A 21,431-nucleotide genomic window follows, 5' to 3' on the forward strand; every position below is an offset into this window, starting at 1 on the left:
TTTTCGCTGTACACTTTGCCTATAAGTCTTGACTCTTGTTGCATTTTTGTGTGCGAATCACTCAAAAAACGCAAAATACGCAATATCTTCACCCCCAAGAAAGCCGAAAACGCGTAGGTTTTTTGTGGGCCGGATGGTATCATAAGCGTGTAGGAGGACAGAGACATGAAACCGACCAAACAGGATATTTGCCATTACATCGACCAATACCTGCAAAGCTTCGAAAAAGTTCTGTATGAGGACGACGAACAGTTCCTCAAAGGCATGCAGACCAACAGCCTTGCGAATGACGACCTGCGCAAATATGAACACTGGGAATGGACGCAGGGTGTGGGGCTGTACGGTGTCTGGAAACTGTACGACCGGACCAAGGATGAGCGGTACAAGAACATTCTGGCCCGGTACTATGCCAAGCAGTTCGAGATCGGGCTGCCCAGCAAGAACGTGAACACCGTGACCCCGCTGCTGCCCCTGTCTTACATGCTGGACGAGCTGGATGTGCCCGCGTACCGGGACACCTGCCGCGAATGGGCGGAATGGATCTACAAGGATTTCCCCCGCACCAAGGAAGGCGGCCTGCAGCACATCACCTCCGACTCGGTCAACGAAGGAGAACTGTGGGACGACACCCTGTTCATGACCGTGCTGTTTTTGGACAACATGGGCCGGGTGCTCAACCGGCCGGAATACTGCGAGGAAGCGGAATACCAGTTCCTGCTCCACGTCAAGTACCTGGCGGACCGCAAGACCGGGCTGTGGTACCACGGCTGGTCTTTCAAGGAAAAGAGCCACTTTGCCGCCGCCTTCTGGGGCCGGGGCAACTGCTGGATCACCGCCGCCATCCCCGAATTCCTGGCAGCCCCCGGCCGCACGCCGGCGGTGCGCAAGCTGCTCATCGCCACCTGGCGCCATCAGGTGGAAGCGCTGCTGCAGTACCAGGAGCCCAACGGCATGTGGCACACGGTGGTGGATGATCCCGATTCCTATGTGGAATCCAGCGCCACCTGCGGATTTGCCTACGGCATCCTGAAGGGCGTGTCCCTGGGATTCGGCGAGGAAAGCTGGATCGAACCCGCCCTGCGGGCCCTGGAGCCCATCATCGGCTACACCGACGAAGAGGGCGTTGTCCATCAGGTGTCCTACGGCACCCCCATGGGCCGTGAGTCCAAGGATTTCTACAAGAACATCGAACTCAAGCCCATGCCCTATGGTCAGGCGCTGGCCATGCTCTTCTTTATGGAAAGCCAATGCTTTTTAGATAAAAACTGAAAGGAGAAACCACAATGAAAAAGCTCATCAAAAACACCATGGCCGGGGTCATGGCAGCAGCGATGCTGACCTCTCTGGCCGCCTGCGGCAGCTCCGGTTCCGGCTCTGGCTCTGCCAGCACCACTTCCACCGGCACCGCAGAAACCTCCGAGTCCGCTCCCATCACCGGCGGCACCCTGAAGGTCACCCTGTCCGAGGAACCGGGCGAAGGCGACGCTCTGGGCAACGCCCTGGACACCTGGGCTGCCGAGACCGGCAACACCGTGGAGAAGATCATCATCTCCCATGATGACATGCGCACCAAGTTCCCCTCCATGGCCAAGAACAAGGACCTGCCCGACCTGTGCGCCACCACCTTCCTGCACCAGCTGTATCCCGACGAGTTCGTGGATATGTCCACCGTGCTGGACCTGAGCATGTTCAATGAGAACGCCCTGAAGCTGGTCGGCAAGAGCTACACCTCCGACACCATCACCGGCGTGCCGGAACAGTACACCACCACCTGCATCTTCTACAACAAGGACGCCTTTGAGGCCGCCGGCATCGAAGCCCCGACCATCGAGGATCCCTGGACCTGGGATGAACTGTATGAGAATGCGGCCATCCTGCAGGAGAAGGCCGGCGTGAAGTACGGCTTTGCCGCCGACGTTTCCCGCGCCCGCTACGACATCCTGATGTACGCCAACGGCGGCTCCATCGTGGAAGCTGACGGCGACACCTTCAAGGTCACCCTGAACAGCCCGCAGAACGTTTCCACCCTGGAGCGCTTTGTCCAGGCCAACAACGAAGTCATGCCCAAGGCCATCTGGGCCGGCGGCACCACCGACAACCCGGTTGAGTACTTCAAGAACGGCGACGCCGCCATCCTGCTGTCCGGCAGCTGGAACTACAACACCTTCAGCTCCGAGATCACTTCCTTCGACTTCGGCGTCATTCCCAGCCCCATGGGCAGCACCTGCCAGTCCGCCATCATCGGCGGTTCCGCTCTGGCCATCCCCAAGGATGCTGAGAACGTGGAACTGGCTGAGCAGTTCATCCAGTGGCTGTACGGCGACGACCATTCCAACTACCAGGATTACCTGCAGCTGCACAAGGGCCTGTCCGTTATGAACGACGTTTCCTATCAGCCCGAGACCGATAAGGCCAAGGAAGACTTCGCCATCATGCAGAACGAGACCAACTACGTCACCGATACCTTCATGACCGATGAAGCCTCCTCTTGGAGAACCTATAAGGATGCCGAGTACCGCGATGCGCTGGAACGCGCTGTCGCCGGCGAAGTGACCGCCCAGGAAGCTCTGGACACCTTCGCTGCCGAACTGGCCGAAGCTTCCGGCTGGGAGATGGCATACTGATCCGGCAGCTGACAACCTGACCGTTGCCACAAGTGTTTTCAGGGAGTTGCCGCACGGCGGCAACTCCCTGAAAATTTCAACGGGCATTTTGCCCGCCACGAATTAGGAGAGTGTCATGACCAAAACAAAGAATACGGCGCTGAAACACACCGGCGCCTTCTGGATGTTCGTCCTGCCATCCCTTTTGCTCTTTACCTTCTTCTTCATGATCCCGCTGTTCCTGAGCATCTGGTTTTCCTTCACCAACTATGACGGCTGGAAGACCATGGACTTTGTGGGCCTGAAGAACTACATCACCGCCCTGACCAACGCCGACTTCTACAAGACCCTGGGCCGGACCCTGCTGTACACCATCTGCAATCTGCCCTTCAAGGTGGCCATCCCCCTGCTGCTGGCCACTCTGGTCACCTCCAAGAGCCTGAAGTGCACCACCCTGGTGCGCACCCTGGTTTACATCCCGGTTCTGTTCTCCGCGCTGGTCGCCGGTATCACCATCAACTGGATGTTCGGCCAGGAATACGGCCTGATCAACTTCCTGCTGCAGGGCATCGGCATTCAGCCCCTGCAGTGGTCCCTGAACCCCACCCTGGCCACCATCGTCATCAGCGTGGCCTCCAACTGGGTGTCTGCCGGCTACTACATGCTCATGTACATCGGCGGCATCAAGAACATCTCCCCCGACCTGTATGAGGCTGCCAGCGTGGACGGCGCCAGCAAGGTCCAGGCCTTCTTCGGCATCACGGTGCCCCTGCTCATGCCCACCACCTTCATCGTCCTGCTGCTGACCACCGTCTCCTCCCTGAAGGAATACGCGTTGGTCCAAGGTATCTCTCTGGGCGGCCCCGGCACCTCCACCACCTACATTGTGCAGTACATCTACGATCAGGGCTTCAACCAGTACAAGTACGGCTACGCGTCCGCTCTGGGCATTCTGGTCAGCCTGGTCTTCATCATCATTGCCGTTGTGCAGTTCAAAGCAACTAAAGGAGGCGAGATCTGATGGGCGAGAGTGCAAAACGTACCGTTTCCAATGTGGTCGTCACCCTGGTGGGTCTTCTGGTCGCTTTTCTGATCATTTTCCCCATCATCTGGCTGCTGTTCAGCTCCTTCAAACCTTCCAATGAGCTGTTTGCCTACCCCCTGCACCTCTTCCCCCAGAACCCCACCGCTGAATCCTACTTCGGCGTTGTGGAGGACGGCATCTTTGTCTACTTCAAGAACAGCCTGTTCCTGGCTGTCATGGGCACCATCATCACCGTCATCACCAGTGCCATGTGCGGCTACGCCCTGGCCATCTACCGCAAGGAACTGAGCTACACCAACAAGGTGTTCGCCGTCTTCCTGCTGGGCACCCTGATCCCCGGTGAGATCCTGACCATCGCCCAGTTCACCGTTGTGTCCGAGATGGGCCTGTACAACAACATCTGGGGCTGCATCCTGCCCGTGGTCACCACCACCACCGGTATCTTCATGTACCGCCAGCACTACATGTCCATCCCCCTGGAACTGGCCGAATCCGCCCGTATCGACGGCGCCAACGAAGCGCTGATCTTCGGCAAGATCATGCTGCCTCTGGGCAGTGCGGTCACCATCACCCTGACCATCTTCTCCTTCATGTGGCGCTGGAATGACTACATCCTGCCCCTGATGCTGTTGTCCGATCAGAAGAACTTCACCATCCAGATCGCCGTCAAGAGCTACATCGGCACCATGGGCGTTGACTGGAACTCCATCCTGTCCGCCTCGGTGTTGTCCATCGTGCCCGTCATCATCATCTTCATCTTCCTGCAGAAGTACATCACCGGCGGCATCGCCGCTACCGGCGTGAAGGGCTGATCCCCTCAAGGAGCAAACCATGGAACGTTATATCCAACACCTCATCGCCGGCGCCGAGCAGCGCACCGCGAATTTCCTGGCCATGCAGGTCAAAGACAAGCAGGACCTGCAGTACGGCGGCCTGCGCAGCAATGTGTGGGAAGCCAAACCCACCATCTATGCCCTGGCCGCGGCGGTGGCCGTCTGGCTCAACCCGGACAGCCGCTACCACAAGGACCCGGCCCTGTATGACGCCATCTGCCTGGCCCTGGATTTTGTGGCCCGTACCCAGCGGGAGGACGGCAGCTTTGACTACCCCACCTGCAACTTCCATCCGGCGCCGGATACCTCCTTCTGCTTCAAGCGCCTGTTCGCCACCCACCGCATCCTGGTGAAGTACGACGACGGCTCCCAGCAGATCGCCGGACTGCGTCAGCGGTATCTGGCCCTGATGCACAAGGCCCTGCCGGCCATCCGGGACGGCGGCTTCCACACCCCCAACCATCGCTGGGGCATTGCGGCGGCCCTGCTCCAGGGCGCCAACCTTTTTGCCGACGAAGCCGACTTTGCCCGGAGCCTGCGGGACCGGGCCGGCCAGTACCTGGCCGAGGGCATTGACGGGGACGAGGACGGCGAGTACGCCGAGCGTTCCACCGGCAACTACAACGCGGTGGTCAACAACGCCATGATGGCCATGTACCAGGCCACCGGGGACGACAAGTTCCTGGGCTATGTGCGCCGCAACCTGAGCATGATGCTCACCTACATCGACCCGGACGGCACCGTTTTCACCCAGAACTCCACCCGCCAGGACCAGGGCAAGCTGGAATACGCGGACAAGTACTTCTACCAGTACCTGTACATGTGCAGCCATGAGGAGAACGAGGTCTTTGATGCCGCTGCCCAGCGCATCATCCGGGACAACATGACCCGGGGTGACATCGCGCCCGACTGCCTGCACATCATCATGGCCCACGACGAGATGCTGCACCACCACTTCACCCACTGCGGGTTCCCGGCGCAGTACCGCAAGTTCTTCCACCATGCCGGGGTGCTGCGGGTGCAGAACCCCCAGTACACCTACACGGTCCTCAACGGCAAGAGCGCCTTCCTGTACTTCAAGAGCGGCTCCACCATGATCTACCTGAAGATCGGGGAAAGCTACTGCGATATCCGCAACTTCATTCCCCAGACCATCGAGGTGGGGGAAGGCCGCTGCACCCTGAAGGCCACCGCCAAGGGCTGGTATTACCTGCCCTTCCAGGAGCCTCCCGCCACCTCCGACTGGTGGCAGATGGACCACGCCAGCCGTGACAAGCTCATCAGCAGCCAGCTGACCATCACCCTGGACATCGTGGAGCAGCCCGACGGGCTGGACCTCCACCTGAAGACCGAGGGTCTGGACCGGCTGCCCCTGCGGGTGGAGTTCTGTGTGCCGGCGGACACGGTCCTGGACCATCCTGCCTTCAATATCCGTGCCCAGGCCGGTTCCGGCCTGATCCTGCGGGACGGCACCCTGACGGTGCGGGACGGCGCCAAGCACATCACCATCGGCCCCGGTTTCGGGGAACACGAGTTCCAGGGCCACTATTCCGGCGAGGAAGTGAACACCGCCGGCTTCACGGTGTACTGCAACGCCTACACCCCCACCGAGCGCAAACTCAGCATCCGCGTCAACCACGACGCCTGACAAAACCGGGGAGCGCTGTTTTCCAAGCAAGGGGAAACAGTGCTCCTCTTTTTTTAGGAGAATCCCTATGAATCTGACCGAGATGGAAAAATACGTGCACAGCGCCCTGGAGCACCTGCAGCCCCGGCTGTACACCGAGCTGGGCCCCATCAGCGGGGTGCGGATGTGTGCCATCGGCTACGGTGAGCGCCGCCGGGTGCTGGAAGACATGGCCGCCTGGACGCCCTTCGGCACCGACGAGACCTGGGGCGGCCCCGACGCCCATTTCTGCTTCGGGGCCGACTACACCCTGCCCGAAGCCGCCCGGGGGCGGCAGGTGGTGGCGGAGCTGGAGACCGGGGCCAGCGATATCTGGAACACCGACAACCCCCAGTTCCTGGCCTATGTGGACGGCAGGCTCCGCTGCGCCCTGGACATGAACCACCGGGAGGTGGTGCTCACCGACAAGGCCGAACCGGGCACCGTGGTGGCCCTGCGGCTGTACGGGTACAGCAACACGGCGGGCAAATCCAACTTCCTGCATCTGCGGGCCCGCATCCCCGAACCCCTGGCCCAGGCCGCTTACTATGACCTGAAAGCCCCCTTTGAGACCGCCTGCCGCCTGCGGGACGACGACGACCGCCGCACCCGGCTGCTCCAGGCCCTGTGCCGCGCCGCCGACCTGCTGGACCTGCGCAACATCGGCCCCGAAGCCTGGGAGGCCTCCCTGCACCGGGTGCGGGAACTGCTGGCCGCCGAGGTGCTGGGCCACCCCGACGCCCACGCCCCCCAGGTGTACAGCGTGGGCCACACCCACATTGACGTGGCCTGGAAATGGCCGGTGCGCCAGACCCGGGAAAAGGCCCTGCGGAGCTTTTCCACCGTGCTGTCCCTCATGGACGAATACCCCGAATACAAATTCATGTCCAGCCAGCCCCAGCTGTACGAGTTCGTCAAGGAGGACTGCCCCGAAGTCTTTGCCCAGATCCGCCGCCGGGTGGCGGAGGGCCGCTGGGAGACCGAAGGCGCCATGTGGCTGGAAGCGGACTGCAACCTGAGTTCCGGCGAATCCCTGATCCGGCAGATCGCTTTCGGCAAGCGGTTCTTTGAGCAGGAGTTCGGCACCGGGGACAATGTGGTGCTCTGGCTGCCCGACGTCTTCGGGTACAGCGCCGCCCTGCCCCAGATCATGCGCAAGACCGGGCTGCGGTATTTCATGACCACCAAGATCGCCTGGAACGAGCGCAACCTCTTCCCCTACGACACCATGTACTGGGAGGGCATCGACGGTTCCCAGGTGCTGTCCCACTTCATCACCACCGCCGACGCCGACCCCTACCCGGAACTGCGCCGCAAACCCATGGGCACCACCTACAACGGGCTGGAAAATCCCCGCCACATCATGGGCTGCTGGCAGCGCTACCAGCAGAAGGCCTGCAGCCATAAGGTGCTCACCGTCTACGGATACGGCGACGGCGGCGGCGGTACCACCCGGGAAATGATCGAGATGGGCCGCCGCCTGGAACAGGGCATCCCCGGCTGTCCGGTGGTGCGGTTCTCCGGCGTGCGGGAATTCTTTGAGGACCTGGAACAGGAAGTGCAGGGCAAGGACCTGCCCAAATGGAGCGGGGAGCTCTATCTGGAATTCCACCGGGGCACCTACACCTCCCAGGCCGCCAACAAGCGGGACAACCGCCGGTGCGAGGAGGACCTGGCCGCCACCGAATGGCTGGCCCAGACCGCCCATCTGTGCTGCGACACCCCCTACCCGGCCGAGCGGCTCCACGACGCCTGGAAGCTGGTCCTGCTGAACCAGTTCCATGACATCCTGCCCGGGTCCAGCATCGCGGAGGTTTACGAACAGACCGAAAGAGAGTATACTTTTGTCAAGGCCGAGTGCGCCGCCCTGCAGGCCGAAGCCCTGAATGCCCTGGGCCGTCGGGCGGGCTGCCAGCCTGCCGGCGTGGACACCGCCGACACCCTGCTGGCCTGGAACCCTTTGAGCTATCCCCAGGACCTGCTGCTCACCCTGCCCGCCGACGCCCCCCGCCCCGAGGGTGCCCCCTGCCAGCGCACCGCCGACGGTTCCGCCCTGTGCCTGGTGGAGGCCCTGCCGCCCCTGGGCCACAAGACGGTGGCCCTGACCCGGCAGGAACTGCCCCGGCGGCCGCTGCCCCGGGCGGAATACCTGCCCGACGGCGCCCTGCTGGTGCGCACCGGGCGGTACCGGGCCCAGATCGAACCGGACGGCCGGCTGAACTCGCTGTATGACGAGCAGGCCCAGCGGGAGCTCTTTGCCCCCGGGGAAGCCGGCAACCATCTGCGGGTGTACGACGACCGCCCCTACGAGTTCGACGCCTGGAACATCGACGAAGCCTATGTGCGCAAGCACTGGGACCCGGAGGCCTGCGGCCCCGCCGAGCTGCTGGAATCCGGTCCGCTGCGCTGGGTGGTGCGCACCCGGCTGCGGTACCTGAACTCCACCATCGAGCAGAAGATCATCTTCTACGGCCACAGCCCCCGCATCGACTTTGAGACCACCGTCAACTGGCAGGAACACCAGCAGCTGCTCAAGGTCCACTTCCCCTTTGCCATCTTCACCCGCAAGCTGCAGTGCGAGATCCAGTACGGCAGCGTGGAGCGGCCCACCCACACCAACACCAGCTGGGAGCAGGCCCGGTTCGAGATGTGCATGCACCGCTGGCTGGATGTGTCCGACGGCGGCTACGGCGCGGCCCTGCTCAATGACAGCAAGTACGGCTACAGCGCCAAGGATTCCCAGGTGGCCCTGACCCTGATCAAATCCGGGGTGTTCCCGGCGCCGGACGCCGACATCGGCACCCACACCTTCACCTACAGCCTGATGCCCCATGCCGGCGACTTCCGCACCGGCGGGGTGGTGCGGGAAGCGGGCCGGCTGAACCGTCCCGCCCTGACCTGGCTGGGCCGCCGCGGCGGCGAAAGCGCCGGCCTGTGGCCGGAGGTGCGCATCGACCGGGAGAACGTCTTCTGCGAGGTGTTCAAGCACGCCGAAAGCCAGGACGCCACCATCCTGCGCATGTACGAGGCCGCGGGCATGCAGACCCGGGTCCACTGGGAGCTGGCGGGCGCCCCCGACCTGGAAGTGTGGGAATGTGACCTGCTGGAACACCGGCAGACTCCCCTCACGGCGGAAAACGGCGTTGTGACCGCCGAATTCGGCCCCTACGAAATCAAGACCTTTGCGGTGGTCCCCCGCAGCCAGCCCGCAAAACAGGAGGTTCCCCATGTATAACATCGGTATTGACCTGGGCGGCACCAACATTGCCGTCGGCCTGGTAGACGAAGCGTTCCGTCTGGTGTACCAGGTTTCCGAACCCACCGGCCTGCCCAAAACCCCCGAACAACTGGCCGATGACATCCACGCCCTGGTGGTGCGGATGCTGGCCGACCGCGGCCTGACCGAAGCCGACGTGGGCTGCGCGGGCATCGGCATTCCCGGCACCGTGAACCAGGCCGAAGGCACGGTGGAATACGCCAACAACTTCGGGTTTGACAACGTGCCCTTTGTGCGGCTGCTGCAGGAGCGGTTCTCCTGCCGGCTGCTGGCCGCCAACGACGCCGGCGCCGCCGCCTGGGGCGAGTACCTGGCCGGCTGCGGCAAGGGTGTCAGCAGCATGGTGGCCATGACCCTGGGCACCGGCGTGGGCGGCGGCATCATCCTGAACGGCCGCCTGTGGGGCGGCTGCAACGCCGCTGCCGGGGAGATGGGCCACATGGTCATCCACACCGGCGGCCGGTCCTGCACCTGCGGGCGCCAGGGCTGCCTGGAAGCCTACGCCTCCGCCACCGCCCTGGTCCAGCGTGCCCGGGAAGCGGCAGCCGATGCCCCCGAAAGCCTGCTGGCCCAGGGGCCCATCGACGGGCGGGCGGTCTTTGCCGCCGCCAAGGCGGGGGATGAGACCGCCGCCCGGGTGCTGGACGCCTTCCTGGACGATCTGGCCGAGGGCGTGGCCAACATCATCAACGTTCTGCAGCCCGAACTGATGTGCATCGGCGGCGGGCTCAGCGGGGCCGGGGCCCAGCTGCTGGACCCCCTGCGCCGGAAGGTGGCCCCCATGGTCTACTCCCGGTATTCCCGCCGCAACACCCGGCTGGAACTGGCCAGCCTGGGCAACGCCGCCGGCATCATCGGCGCGGCTGTCCTGGACCGTCAGGAGGGATTGCAATGATTCAGTTTGGTATGCGTGCCCACGATGCTTACCGCCCCGCCCCCATGGCCGAAGCCCTGGATGCCATGCGGGACCAGGGCCTGGAGCATCTGCAGCTGGCCTTTGAAAAGAGTTTTTCCGACTACGACTTCACCACCGGCCACTATTCGGCGGGCTTTGCCCACAAGATCGGCCGGGAACTGGCCCGGCGGGACCTGCATGTGGCGGTGCTGGGCTGCTACATCAACCCGGTGAACCCCGACCCCGCCGCCCGCGCCGGGGAGGTGGCCCGCTTTGTGGAGCGGCTGCGCTACGCCAAGCACTGCAGCGCCGACATGGTGGGCACCGAGACCGGGCGCTACAGCCCGGACATGGCGGTGACCGACGCCACCCGCAGCGCCGAATGCTACAGCACCCTGCTGGACAGCTTTTCCACCATTGTGGACGCCGCCGAGCGCCTGGGGGTGACGGTGGGCGTGGAAGGGGTGTTCGACCACACCCTGCGCAGCCCCGAGATGATGGACCGCTTCCTCAAGGACATCGCCTCCCCGGCGGTGGAGGTCATCCTGGATGCCGCCAACCTGGTGGCGCCCTGGGCCGCCGCGCCGGAGGAGCAGAACGCCGTCATCCAGAAGGCCTTCGACCTGTACGGGGACCGGATCTCGGTGCTGCACCTGAAAGACTGCGTCTTTGACAGCAACGGAGTCCAGAAATGCGTGCGCCCGGGCACCGGCCTTGTGTGCTACGACGCCCTCATGCGCAACGTGAAGGCCGCCAAGCCGGAGATCATCGGTCTGCTGGAGGAATCCGACCCCGCCCACTTTGCCCAGGACAAGGCCTTCTTTGCCGCCCAGTGGGAAAAGGCCTGAGCGCCTTCCGCAACCCGTCCGCTTTTCAGCGCCCCGCTCCCCGTGAGCGGGGCTTTTTTCGTCCGCCCCTTGCGCCCGGTGGCCCTTCCGGGTACAATAGGGACGAAACACGGCGAAAGGAGCCTTTTTCATGAAAGTATACGGAACCCCCATCTGCATCGACTGCCGCAACTACAAGGCCCTGCAGCAATCCCGGGGCTTTGCGGCGGAGTATGTGGACATCACCGAAAGCACCGCCAACCTGAAGGAATTCCTGGCCCTGCGGGACCATGACCCCGTCTTTGCCCCGGTGCGGGAGCGCGGCGGCATCGGCGTGCCCCTCTTTGTGCGGGAGGATGGGGAAAAGACCTTTGACCTGAACACCGCCCTTTCCTGGCTGGGCCAGCCCCCGGTGCGGGAGGAAGAGATCGCCGAACACCGCAGCTGCGGCATCAACGGCTGCCAATAAGACCCTGCTGCACAGGTGACCGCGTCCCCGCCGGGGCGCGGCCTTTTGTTTTGCCGGGGGGCTCTTCCGCAAAAGGGCCGCGGTTGAAATCATCCCCCGAATGGGGTATACTGATTTCGAACAATTCCGCATCAATAAGCCCCGCCCACCCCCGGCCGAACCGGGCCGCGGGCCGGGGCTTTTTCTGTTTTTGCAAGAAAGGAGGCCCGTCCATGGCCTGGGCTTCACTGTCAGGGCTGCTGCTCACGCTGCTGGCCCTTTTCGGCCTGAGCACCATCCTGGTGCGCCGCACCGGGGTGGGGCCTGCCGCCGCCCCCCTGGCCGCCCTGGCCCTGGCGGAGCTGGTCCTGCTGGCAGGCGGGCTGCTGCGCATTCTGCCCCTGGCCGGCCTGGTCCTGCTGCTGGGCGGGGTGTGGGGCCTGGGGGCGGAAGGGCTGCTGGCCCGCCGTTCCGGCCGCCCGGACCCGGCCCGGGCCGCTTTGGCCCACCCGGCCGCCCGGGTGTTCTGGGCGCTGGCGGTGCTGCTGGCGCTGTACTTTGCCCGGGTGCAGCCGGATTTCCTCAATTTTGACGAGTATTCCTCCTGGGGCACCGCCGCCAAGCTCATGGTGCAGAACAACCGCCTCTACACCCTGTGCGACGCAGGCCTGCCCTGGCAGATGACCGAGCTGCCCGCCCTGCCCCTGCTGAGCTACTTTTTCCAGTTCTTCGGGGGCTTCGTTCCCTGGCGGGCCATCTACGCGGCGGATGCGGTCATGCTGGCCGCCGCGGCCGCTGTGGGCGGCTGTGCCCGCAAAGCCCGGGTCTCCCTGCCCCTGATGCTGGGGGCCCTGCTGGTGCCCAGCCTGCTCTCGGTTTCGGGGCACACCGCCCTGCTGAGCACCGCCTGGCTGGAATTCCTGGGGGACATGCCCGCCGGGATGCTCTTCGGCGGCGCGGTGGCCTTCTGGCTTTCGGTGCGCCGCGCCCCCCTGCCCGCCCGGGTCCTGGCGCTGCCGGTGCTGCTGCTGGCCGCCAACGTGAAGAGCAACACCCTGGTGCTGGCCCTGGCCGCCGCCGGACTGCTGGCTCTGGACTGGGTCTTTTTCCCCGCCCCGGGTGCTGTGCGGCGGGTTTCGTCCGCCCTCCGGCGGGCGGCCTTTGCCCTGGTCTGTCTGGCCGCGCCGCTGGTACAGTACCAGGTCTGGAGCGCCCACATCACCCCCCTGGTGCTGCAGAACGCCGCCTCCGGCGGCATGGGCGACACGGCAGGGGCCTCTTTGCCGGAGGTGGCCGTCAACGGCATCAAAATGCTGCTGGGCCTGCCGGTGACCGACTACTTTGAAGCCCGCCGCACCCTGTTCCAGGACTACGGCGCCGCTCTGCAAACCGCCTTTTTCACCCGCAACGTGTCCATGCTGGGCACCGGCGTGATGGTCGCCGCCCTGGCGGGGGTGCTGTTTGCGCTGGCCCTGCTCCTGGGTGCGAACGCCCGGGCCCGTGTGCACACTCTGGTGCTGGGGGCAGGCAGCGGCCTTTGCTTTCTGGGCTACTTCTTCATGCTCTGGCTCAGCTACGCCTTTTTGCTCAAGGATTCCTCCCCCGACGACCTGGCCAGCTACGCCCGGTACTTCGGGTCCTACTACAGCGGCTGGCTGCTCATCGCCCTGGCGGTGCTGGCCCTGGCCTGCGACGCCGCCCCCAAAGCCTTGTGGGGACGGGCGGGGGCGCTGGTGACCGGGGCGGCCTTTGCCCTTGTTTTTGCGGTGCAGGGGGAGCCCCAGTTCACCCTCCTGGGGGTGAGCCAGGGGGAATACGCCGCCGTGCGCGCCGAGCGTGCGGTGGCCGAAGCCGCCGCCGGGACCATTGCGCCCGGGGAGCGGGTGTTCCTCATCCGGCAGGGGGACGAAGGGTTCTACTGGTTTTTGTATAACCAGACCCTGCGGCCCCTGGACCTGGTATACGGGGAGGGCGGCGCCACCTACGGCGACCCGGCCCTGACCGGCGGGGAGAATGACCCCTACTTTGCCCCCTACACGGCGGCGGAATTTGCCGCCATGCTGGAAAAAGAAGAGGTGACCTGGCTTCTGGCGGCCCGGGTGGACGAAGGCTTTGTGGCCAGCTACCACACCCTGTTCACCGACGACCTGGCCGCCGCCCGACAGGGTCCGGCGCTGTACAGGGTCACCCCGGAGGGGCTGACCTTTGCCGGGATGCTGGAAAAGGAGGCGGGCGCATGAAGTGGAAAGAACGGTTGGCCGCCGCCCGCCGCCATCCCTTCCGGGCGCTGTACGCCCTGGGGGTGGTGGTGCTGGTGCTGTCCATGGCGGGCAGCTTTGGGCTGGACGGGGTGCTGTACGCCCTGGGGGTGTACCAGCAAAAGACCGTGACCCTGGCCGACACCGGCCAGTATACCCTGGTGAACATGGAGCAGACGGCGCCCGGGGTGCTGACCAGCACCACCGGGGACGCCCAGCTGCTGCTGACCCCGGGCACCCTGGTCCGCCGGCTGCGCCTGGTGGCCGACTACACCGGGGACGGCGGGGAGAAGGACCTGTATTATCATCTGCCGGGTATGGGCTACACCCCCCGGCTGCGGGTCTGGCCCACGGCGGCCCCGGACGGGGACAGCTGGGAATATACCCTGCCCCGCACGGCGGGACAGAACCTGCGCCTGGACCTGGCGGACACCGCCGGGGTCACCGTGCAGGTGACCGCCCTTGTGCTGAACGAGCGCCCGCCCTGGTACACCTACTTTGTGCCGGACGGCTGGCAGCTGTTCTGGCTGGCGGTACTGCCCGGGCTGGCGGGCTGTCTTTTCACCCTGCGGCGGGACGACCGCTGACTACACCCGATATGGGGGAATGTATGTAATGGAATTGGTTCTGAGTCTGGTATCGCTGGCAGCGCTGGGTGGCTATGCCCTGCTGCTGGTCCGGCGCACCGCCCTGCCCGCGCCCCTGGCCCCCTTCACGGCCCTGTGCGCCACCATGCTGTGGTTTGCCGCCGCCGGCATGCTGGGGGTGCTGGTGCCCGCCGGGTGGGTGTATTTTGTGCTGGCGGCGGGGGCCTGGGTGCTGGCCTTTGCCCCGGTGGGGCACAAAAAGCCCCTGTCGGCCCTGAACGTACCCGGGTTCCTGGCCTTCTGGGTGCTTTCGGCGGCGCTGCTGGTCTTTTTCTCCTGGCGGCAGCCCATGTTCAGCACCTGGGATGAGTTCAGCTTCTGGGGCACCGCCGCCAAGATCGTCAAAACCTCCGGTCATCTCTACGTCAACGCCGAGATCGGCTGGGACTGGGTGGGTTCCCATCGCCCCGCCCTCATCGTGCTGGGGTATTTCTTCCAGTTCTTCGGTCCCTATGCGGAATGGCGGGTGCTGGCCGGATATGACATCCTGCTCCTTGCCCTCTTCACCACCCTGACGGCGGCCGCCCCCAAGGGCGCCTGGCGGCAGGCGGTGCCGGCCCTGGGCTTCGGGTTTCTGCTGCCCTTCCTCATCACCCTGTACGGCAATGTCACCCGCACCACCGACCTGTACGCCTCCAGCCTGTCGGACATCCCCCTGGGCCTGACCTTCGGCGGCGCCATGGCGGTGTATTACATGGACCGGCGCCGCGCCCTGTGGCCCACCGCCCTGGCCCTGGCCGCCCTCTGCCTGGAAAAGGACACCGGCTTTGCCATGGCCCTGGTGGCGGCGGGCATCATCGGGGCGGACGCCTTCCTGTCCGCCCTGGCGGAAAAAGCCCCCGCCCCCGCCCTGGGCAGGACCCTGGCCAAGGCGGCGGGGCTGTTCCTCACCTGCGGGGTGTCCTTCTGGTCCTGGCAGCGGTACCTGTCGGTGGCCAGCACGGCGGACACCTCCAACGTGGGCGGCACCCAGCAGATGGGCATGGCCGAGATGGTCATCACCGGCTGCAAGGAACTGCTGGGCATCGGCCGGACGGAAAAGTTTTCCACAATTATGGGCGGAATGGTGAAAAACCTCTTCACCACGACCACCACCATGGTGGGGCCCTTCTTCCTGGTGGTGGGCCTGACCCTGGCCCTGGCCGTGGGGGCCGCCCTCTTCACCCGGGAAAAGGCCCTGCGCCGGCAGGCCGGGGTGTTTGCGGTGCTGGGGCTGGGTGGTTTTGCGGCCTACTTCTTCTTCATCGGGCTGACCTATGTGTATGTGTTCCGGGATGAAGTGTCCGACGGCCTGGTGGGCTTTGAGCGGTACATGTACCCCTATCTGCTGGGCTGGCTGCTGGCCGCCGGGGCGCTGGTGCTCCGGGCCATGGAGGAGGAACGCCCCGCCGGACTGGTACAGACCGGGTTCGGGGTCTTTGTGCTGGGTCTGGCCGGACTGGTGTGGCTGCGGGTGCCCTTCACCCTCACCGTCTTCGGCTGCGGGGACGCTGCCTACGCCCAGCGCTGGCAGACCCGCGCGGTGGCCCGGGAAGTGCAGGCCGTGGTGCCCGAGGACGCCCACATCTTCTTTGTGAGCCAGGGGGACGACGGCAGCCGGTGGTTCCTGTACACCTATGAGCTGTATCCCTGGTACCTGGATTACAGCGGCACCGAGAAGATGGGCGGCGGCGGCACCTTTGCCCTGCCGGGAGCCCTGCCGGATGACACCCTCTACTACCACCCCTACACCACCGAAGAGCTCCGCGACTGCATCCTGGACAGCGGCTGCAGCTACCTGTTCATCGAAAAATCCGACGACCTCTTTGCCGACGGCTACGCGTCCCTGTTCAGCGACGGGCTGGCCGGGTGCGCGGCGGGTTCGGCGGTGTATGAATACAACGCCGGCACCGGCCGGTTCGATTTTGTCTGCAATGTGGGAGGGACGGCATGAAACAGAAGTTGAAATGGCTGGACCAACACAAGATGCTTTCGCTGTACCTTCTGGCCCTGGTGCTGTGGGCGGTGTACGCCCTGGCCTGTGCCGGATGGGACGCCCTGGGCTTTGCCACCGGGCGGCTGCACACCCAGACCCTGGCCCTTTCCGACCTGGCGATGCAGGACATCGTCCAGGATGAGGCGGGCCGCTGGGTCACCGCCGGGGGCGACCCCCAGCTGCAGCTGGCCCTGGACCAGCCGGTGCGCAGCGTGACCCTTGCCACCGATGCCCCGGCCTCCGGCTTTGAGGGCTACTACGGCAAGGTCGGACAGGACCCCAGCCTGCGCCGCCGGGTGTGGGCCGCCGAAACAGCCCCCGGCCAGGTGACCCTGGTCTTTCCCATGGGCAGCGGTTCGGTGCGCATCGACCCCGCCGGCAGCGAAGGGGTGGTGCTGGGCGAGGCGGATGCCGTCCTCACCGTCAACGCGCCCCTGCCCCTGTGGCAGTATTTCCGGCCGCTGGGGGAGCAGGCCCTGGCCCTGGCGGTGCTGCCCGCCCTGCTGGCGGCGCTGTGGGATCTGGGGGCCTTCTGGGCCGCCCGCCTGCGCCGCTGAATTTCCCTTTCCTGTAAGGAGAACGTCCTATGACCGCAACATCCAAACACCGCGCCCTGCCCTATCTCCTCACGGCGGCAGGGATGGCGGTGATCCTGGGGATCCTGTATGCCCTGTGCGGATACTGGCCCTTTGGCCCCAACTCGGTGATGACCGGGGACCTGAACAGCCAGTACATCCCCTTCTATGCCCATTTTTATGAGGCGGTGCGCACCGGCGGCAGCCTGACCTATGCCGGGGACATGGGGCTGGGCGGCGGCAGCTTTGCCCTGTTTGCCTACTACTTTGCCAGCCCCTTTGCCTGGTTGTACCTCCTCTTTGCCCCCGAGACCTACGGCTGGCTGTGCTGTGTGGTCTGGGCACTGAAGGTGCTGCTGGCCGCCCTGACCTTTGTGTGGTATCTGCGGCGGCGCTGGGGCGCCTGTCCCCTCTTTGTGCCCCTGGGCTGGTGCTACGCCCTCATGGGCTACACCGTGGCCTACGCCCAGAATGTGCTGTGGCTGGATTCGGTGATCCTGCTGCCCCTGGTGGCCGCCGGACTGGACGGACTGCTGCGCGGCAGCCGGGGGCTGGGCTTCGCCCTGGCCCTGGCCGCCGCCATCTTCACCAATTTCTACATGGGGTATATGCTCTGCATTTTCTCCGTATTGTATATTCTGGCCCAGCTGGCCGCCTGCCCTCCTCCGGCGGGGGGACGCCGCGGGACGGTGCTTCTGCTGGCCCGGTTCGGGGTGTGCGGCATCACCGGCGCCGCCCTGGCCGGGGCGGTGCTGGTCCCCGCTGTGGCCGGGATCCTGACGGTGAAAAACACCGCCCTGGATCTGACCGGCGGGGTGCAGTTTTCCCTGCCGGACCTGGTGCAGAAGTTCTTCACCGGCAACTTTGTGTGGGCGGACGTCCAGACCGGCCTGCCCCTGGTTTACTGCGGCATGCTGGGTCTGGCGGGACTGCTGCTCTATCTGGTCAGCCCCCGGCCCGGGCGGGAAAAGGCTGCTTTTCTGGCCCTGGGGGCGGTGCTGGTCCTGAGCATGTGGTGGCAGCCGGCGGACCTGGTGTGGCACGGCTTTGCCGCCCCCAACTGGTTCCCCTACCGGGAAAGTTTTCTGCTGGTGTTCTGGCTGCTGAGCCTGGGCGCCGGGGCGCTGGCGGCCCCGCTCACACGCCGCCGGGTGTTCACTGCCGGCGGGCTGGCCCTGGTGCTGGCGGCGGTGGTCTTTCTCACCCGGGCCGAGACCTACGGCCGCCGCCGGTGGGCGCTGGCCTGTGTGCTGCTGCTGGCATCGGTGGGGCTGGTCTGGCTGTGGAGCCGCAGCGCCGGGACCCGGCGGCGGATGGCCGCGGGCGCCCTGGCGGTGCTGGCGGCAGGGGAACTGGCCCTGAACGCCGCCTGGGCCCTGCGGCAGTTTGAGGTCTATACGGTGGCGGACTACCAAACCTTTGTTTCCGACGGCCGCGCCACCGTGCAGGCGGTGGAAGAGCGCAACCCGGCCGGTCTGCGGCTGGAAAAGACCTTTTTCCGCACCCTCAACGACCCCATGCTGCTGGGGTTTGAGGGGCTGACCCATTTCAGCAGCGTGCAGGACGGCACCGGCACCCTGCTGCTCATGGCCCTGGGCTACTGCAACTACGGGGCCAGTTACGGGTATCTGGGAGGCAGCACCGCCGCGGCGGACAGCCTTCTGTCCATCGGGTATTTTCTGGACCGGGACGGCGGGCGGGTGCCCACCCATTTCACCCGGACGGACTTGGACACCCCCTGGCAGGTGTACGAAAACCCCAACGCCCTGCCCCGGGCCCTGTGGAGCCCGGGCAGCGCCGGGGACTTTGTCCTGGCGGAGGGCACCGACCCCTTCACCGCCGCCGAGACCCTCTATTCCGCCCTGCTGGGGCGGCAGACAGCCCTCTTCTCGGTGCAGGAGGGCGGCGCCGGGGACCGCTACACCCTCACGGCGGACAGGGACGGCATCCTGTACGGGGTGTTCACCGGCACGGCGTCGGATGTGCCCCTGACGGTGGACGGGGCCGACGCCGGCACCCTGTTCAGCCTGGAACGGTCCTCCGGGTCGGTCATCGACCTGGGCCGGGTCCGGGCGGGCCAGACGGTGACCGTGGCCCTGGACGCCCCGGCAGACAGCGCCCTCTTTGCGGTGCTGGACGAGGAGGCCCTGGCCGATGCCTGTGACGCCCTGAAAGCCACCGCCCCCGCCGTGACAAGCTGGCGGGACGGGGCCGTGACCCTGCAGACCGACAGCGCCGCCGACGGTCTGGCGGTGCTGACCCTGCCCTATGACCGGAACTGGACCGCCGCCCTGGACGGCCAGCCGGTGGAGGTGCAGGCCGCCGGGTATCTGCTGGGGGTGGCGGTGCCCGCCGGCACCCACACCCTGACCCTGACCTACACCCAGCCGGGGACCGGGGCCGGACTGGCCCTGAGTGCCCTGGGTCTGGGGCTGGTGCTGCTGCTGGCTTTCCGGCGGCGGAGACCTGCCAAGGCATAAAAAACACCGGGCGAAGACTTACCGTCTTCGCCCGGTTTGCTTTTGTGGGAGAGCGGCCGGTTTTGGCCGCCGCCTCCCTTTCTTTCAGGAAGCGTCCCTGTTATAATGGAACCATGGACTCAGGCCGGGGCCCGCCGGGAAATGTGGTCCAGGGCCCGGAACACCTCTTCCAGGGCCTGTTCCTGGGTGGTGATGCCCTTGTATTCCAGGAACCCGCTGTACAGCCAGATCTCCAGCCAGTCGCCGGTCTCACACCCGGCGGCCAGACGCAGAGTCTCCCCCGGCTGGAAATCCTGCCACCGCAGGGTCCAGGTCAGGCCGTCGGCGTTGGTGTAGGTGCGGGTCTGGGGGGCCTGGGCCAGGTCTGCCGGCTCCTCCTGGCGCAGGGTCAGTTCGGGGGCGGTGACCGTGTCTTCCACCAGCAGCAGGTTGCCGCTGAATCCCGCGTCCTGCTGCAGGTCCAGACCATTGCCCAGCGCCACCCGCTGGCCCACCTCCCCGGGGGAGATGGCCTCCACCCTCATCCCGCCGGTGAAGTCACGGAATCCGCTTTCGGTCCATCCGCACACCCGCCACAGCCGGCCCAGGGTCTTGCGCATGGTGCCCAGGGGATCCGCATACAGCTCCTCCCCCAGTTTCTGGGGGAAGAAGTCAAAGCTGTCCGCCTGGGCCCCCAGATAAAAGCTGTGGGTGGCCCCGGTGCGCACGTTCCGGGCATTGATCACAGCCCCCACCCCGTTGGTCTGCACCCACTGCAGGTTCCAGCCTTCCGCCGACACCCGCCAGCAGCGGCCCGCGTCGTCGGTCAGGGTCACTGCCCCGGGTTCGGTGCAGTGGTTTTCCGCCGCGTAGGCGCCCGCGGGCAGATCGTTGGGCACGGAGGCGTATCCCGGCAGATCGGTGCGTTCCAGGGCGCTGCCCTGCCCGCCGTACCACATCCGGAAGGTCCAGCGCAGGGCCGCCCCCGCCCCCACCAGAACCACCGCGGCCAGCAGTGCCGCCAGCCACCGGCGGAGTCTTCTGTTTTCCTTCATCGTCTCTCTCCTCCTCAGCCGTCCTGCGGACGGTTTGTCCCTACCCATCATAGTACACAATTTTGGAGCCTGTTGCAAATCCTTCCTTGTTCCGCCGGCGCACCCGCGCCGCCAACTCTCACGGAGGTGTCTGTATGTTGTATGTCACCGGCGATACCCACGCCAGCTTCTACCCGCTGTATGACCGCCTGGACGCCCTGCCCCGCACAGACTGCCAGGGCTGCATCATCCTGGGGGATGTGGGATTCAACTACCACGGCGGCGACGAGGACCGCTGGAACAAACAGCTGATGAATTCCCTGGGGATCCCCCTTTTCTGCATCCAGGGCAACCACGAACAGCGCCCCGCCCCCACCGGCCTGTATGAACAGCAGACCCGGTTCGGCGGGCAGGTGTGGGTGGAACCGGCCTTTCCCAACCTGATCTTTGCCCGGGACGGGGAGATCTACGACCTGGACGGCCGTTCGGCGCTGGTCATCGGCGGGGCGTACAGCGTGGACAAATACTATCGCCTGATGCACGGGTACCCCTGGTGGGCGGACGAGCAGCCGGACCAGGCCACCCGGCAGCGGGTGGAGGCGGCGCTGGCCGCCCGGGACTGGCAGGTGGACCTCATCCTGTCCCACACCTGTCCGGCCCGGTACATTCCCCAGGAAGCCCTGCTGCCCGGGCTGGACCAGAGCCGGGTGGACCGCTCCACCGAACTCTGGCTGGACACCATCGAATCCCGCACCCGGTACGGCCGCTGGTACTGCGGCCACTGGCACATCAACAAGGCGGTGGACCGGATGCAGTTCCTCTTCCACGATCTCATCCCCCTGGCCTGACCCGGGGGGCAAAGGCAAGCGGCGGCACGGAAGTTTCCGTG

Annotated in this window: 16 protein-coding genes; 15 read left to right on the forward strand and 1 reads right to left on the reverse strand. The window is 65.5% G+C overall.

Going from position 1 to position 21,431, the window contains the following annotated elements:
- Nucleotides 1-165 precede the first annotated feature (165 nt).
- The 14 genes from Q0K17_RS01865 to Q0K17_RS01930 all read left to right on the forward strand — a co-directional run bounded on the left by Q0K17_RS01865 (nucleotide 166) and on the right by Q0K17_RS01930 (nucleotide 19,529).
- Entirely contained in the window at nucleotides 166-1,269 is a 1,104-nt protein-coding gene (locus tag Q0K17_RS01865) for a glycoside hydrolase family 88 protein (protein WP_294539246.1), read from the forward strand.
- Nucleotides 1,270-1,283: 14 nt separating this feature from the next.
- Nucleotides 1,284-2,624: a sugar ABC transporter substrate-binding protein gene (locus Q0K17_RS01870; RefSeq protein WP_294539249.1), complete on the forward strand. Its 1,341-nt coding sequence runs from the start codon at nucleotides 1,284-1,286 to the stop codon at nucleotides 2,622-2,624.
- A gap of 115 nt (nucleotides 2,625-2,739) precedes the next feature.
- Nucleotides 2,740-3,624, forward strand: coding sequence for a sugar ABC transporter permease (locus Q0K17_RS01875; protein WP_294539252.1), 885 nt, complete (start codon nucleotides 2,740-2,742; stop codon nucleotides 3,622-3,624).
- Complete coding sequence (locus Q0K17_RS01880) at nucleotides 3,624-4,460, forward strand: carbohydrate ABC transporter permease (protein WP_294539255.1); 837 nt, start codon at nucleotides 3,624-3,626, stop codon at nucleotides 4,458-4,460. The genes Q0K17_RS01875 and Q0K17_RS01880 overlap by 1 nt, the downstream gene beginning before the upstream one ends.
- Nucleotides 4,461-4,479: 19 nt before the next feature.
- Nucleotides 4,480-6,129, forward strand: a complete 1,650-nt coding sequence (locus Q0K17_RS01885) for a hypothetical protein (RefSeq protein WP_294539258.1) — start codon at nucleotides 4,480-4,482, stop codon at nucleotides 6,127-6,129.
- Nucleotides 6,130-6,196: 67 nt separating this feature from the next.
- Nucleotides 6,197-9,382 (forward strand): glycoside hydrolase family 38 C-terminal domain-containing protein, encoded by a 3,186-nt coding sequence (locus Q0K17_RS01890; RefSeq protein ID WP_294539261.1) that lies wholly within the window; start codon nucleotides 6,197-6,199, stop codon nucleotides 9,380-9,382.
- On the forward strand, nucleotides 9,375-10,319 hold the full coding sequence (locus Q0K17_RS01895; protein ID WP_294539264.1) for an ROK family protein: 945 nt from the start codon (nucleotides 9,375-9,377) through the stop codon (nucleotides 10,317-10,319). The genes Q0K17_RS01890 and Q0K17_RS01895 overlap by 8 nt, the downstream gene beginning before the upstream one ends.
- Nucleotides 10,316-11,167, forward strand: coding sequence for a TIM barrel protein (locus Q0K17_RS01900; protein ID WP_294539267.1), 852 nt, complete (start codon nucleotides 10,316-10,318; stop codon nucleotides 11,165-11,167). Before Q0K17_RS01895 ends, Q0K17_RS01900 begins: the two co-directional genes overlap by 4 nt.
- Nucleotides 11,168-11,297: 130 nt before the next feature.
- The gene (locus Q0K17_RS01905; protein ID WP_294539270.1) at nucleotides 11,298-11,615 is read left to right on the forward strand and encodes a hypothetical protein; all 318 of its coding nucleotides are present in this window, start codon (nucleotides 11,298-11,300) and stop codon (nucleotides 11,613-11,615) included.
- 212 nt (nucleotides 11,616-11,827) lie between these two features.
- A complete protein-coding gene (locus Q0K17_RS01910) occupies nucleotides 11,828-13,834 on the forward strand; it encodes a hypothetical protein (protein ID WP_294539273.1) in 2,007 nt (668 codons plus the stop codon).
- Complete coding sequence (locus tag Q0K17_RS01915; protein WP_294539276.1) at nucleotides 13,831-14,439, forward strand: hypothetical protein; 609 nt, start codon at nucleotides 13,831-13,833, stop codon at nucleotides 14,437-14,439. The genes Q0K17_RS01910 and Q0K17_RS01915 overlap by 4 nt, the downstream gene beginning before the upstream one ends.
- 28 nt (nucleotides 14,440-14,467) lie before the next feature.
- Nucleotides 14,468-16,432, forward strand: a complete 1,965-nt coding sequence (locus Q0K17_RS01920) for a hypothetical protein (RefSeq protein WP_294539279.1) — start codon at nucleotides 14,468-14,470, stop codon at nucleotides 16,430-16,432.
- The gene (locus tag Q0K17_RS01925; protein WP_294539282.1) at nucleotides 16,429-17,031 is read left to right on the forward strand and encodes a hypothetical protein; all 603 of its coding nucleotides are present in this window, start codon (nucleotides 16,429-16,431) and stop codon (nucleotides 17,029-17,031) included. The genes Q0K17_RS01920 and Q0K17_RS01925 overlap by 4 nt, the downstream gene beginning before the upstream one ends.
- A 29-nt stretch (nucleotides 17,032-17,060) precedes the next feature.
- Nucleotides 17,061-19,529, forward strand: coding sequence for a YfhO family protein (locus Q0K17_RS01930; protein ID WP_294539285.1), 2,469 nt, complete (start codon nucleotides 17,061-17,063; stop codon nucleotides 19,527-19,529).
- A 119-nt stretch (nucleotides 19,530-19,648) separates the two neighbouring features.
- On the opposite strand, the gene Q0K17_RS01935 is transcribed toward Q0K17_RS01930, so the two are convergent.
- Nucleotides 19,649-20,563 (reverse strand): hypothetical protein, encoded by a 915-nt coding sequence (locus tag Q0K17_RS01935; RefSeq protein ID WP_294539288.1) that lies wholly within the window; start codon nucleotides 20,561-20,563, stop codon nucleotides 19,649-19,651.
- A 134-nt stretch (nucleotides 20,564-20,697) separates the two neighbouring features.
- Between Q0K17_RS01935 and Q0K17_RS01940 the strand changes: the two genes are divergently transcribed.
- A complete protein-coding gene (locus tag Q0K17_RS01940) occupies nucleotides 20,698-21,390 on the forward strand; it encodes a metallophosphoesterase family protein (RefSeq protein ID WP_294539291.1) in 693 nt (230 codons plus the stop codon).
- The last annotated feature ends 41 nt before the right edge of the window (nucleotides 21,391-21,431 follow it).

The organism is uncultured Gemmiger sp. (genome assembly GCA_944388105.1).
Lineage (GTDB): Bacteria > Bacillota > Clostridia > Oscillospirales > Ruminococcaceae > Gemmiger.

Excerpts from the sequence above, each read along its gene's own strand:
- Q0K17_RS01910 (WP_294539273.1), top strand. The coding sequence starts at position 11,828 with ATGGCCTGGGCTTCACTGTCAGGGCTGCTGCTCACGCTGCTGGCCCTT.
- Q0K17_RS01875 (WP_294539252.1), top strand. The coding sequence starts at position 2,740 with ATGACCAAAACAAAGAATACGGCGCTGAAACACACCGGCGCCTTCTGG.
- Q0K17_RS01865 (WP_294539246.1), top strand. The coding sequence starts at position 166 with ATGAAACCGACCAAACAGGATATTTGCCATTACATCGACCAATACCTG.
- Q0K17_RS01940 (WP_294539291.1), top strand. The coding sequence starts at position 20,698 with ATGTTGTATGTCACCGGCGATACCCACGCCAGCTTCTACCCGCTGTAT.
- Q0K17_RS01925 (WP_294539282.1), top strand. The coding sequence starts at position 16,429 with ATGAAACAGAAGTTGAAATGGCTGGACCAACACAAGATGCTTTCGCTG.
- Q0K17_RS01895 (WP_294539264.1), top strand. The coding sequence starts at position 9,375 with ATGTATAACATCGGTATTGACCTGGGCGGCACCAACATTGCCGTCGGC.
- Q0K17_RS01905 (WP_294539270.1), top strand. The coding sequence starts at position 11,298 with ATGAAAGTATACGGAACCCCCATCTGCATCGACTGCCGCAACTACAAG.
- Q0K17_RS01870 (WP_294539249.1), top strand. The coding sequence starts at position 1,284 with ATGAAAAAGCTCATCAAAAACACCATGGCCGGGGTCATGGCAGCAGCG.
- Q0K17_RS01920 (WP_294539279.1), top strand. The coding sequence starts at position 14,468 with ATGGAATTGGTTCTGAGTCTGGTATCGCTGGCAGCGCTGGGTGGCTAT.
- Q0K17_RS01885 (WP_294539258.1), top strand. The coding sequence starts at position 4,480 with ATGGAACGTTATATCCAACACCTCATCGCCGGCGCCGAGCAGCGCACC.
- Q0K17_RS01880 (WP_294539255.1), top strand. The coding sequence starts at position 3,624 with ATGGGCGAGAGTGCAAAACGTACCGTTTCCAATGTGGTCGTCACCCTG.
- Q0K17_RS01900 (WP_294539267.1), top strand. The coding sequence starts at position 10,316 with ATGATTCAGTTTGGTATGCGTGCCCACGATGCTTACCGCCCCGCCCCC.
- Q0K17_RS01930 (WP_294539285.1), top strand. The coding sequence starts at position 17,061 with ATGACCGCAACATCCAAACACCGCGCCCTGCCCTATCTCCTCACGGCG.
- Q0K17_RS01890 (WP_294539261.1), top strand. The coding sequence starts at position 6,197 with ATGAATCTGACCGAGATGGAAAAATACGTGCACAGCGCCCTGGAGCAC.
- Q0K17_RS01915 (WP_294539276.1), top strand. The coding sequence starts at position 13,831 with ATGAAGTGGAAAGAACGGTTGGCCGCCGCCCGCCGCCATCCCTTCCGG.
- Q0K17_RS01935 (WP_294539288.1), bottom strand. The coding sequence starts at position 20,563 with ATGAAGGAAAACAGAAGACTCCGCCGGTGGCTGGCGGCACTGCTGGCC.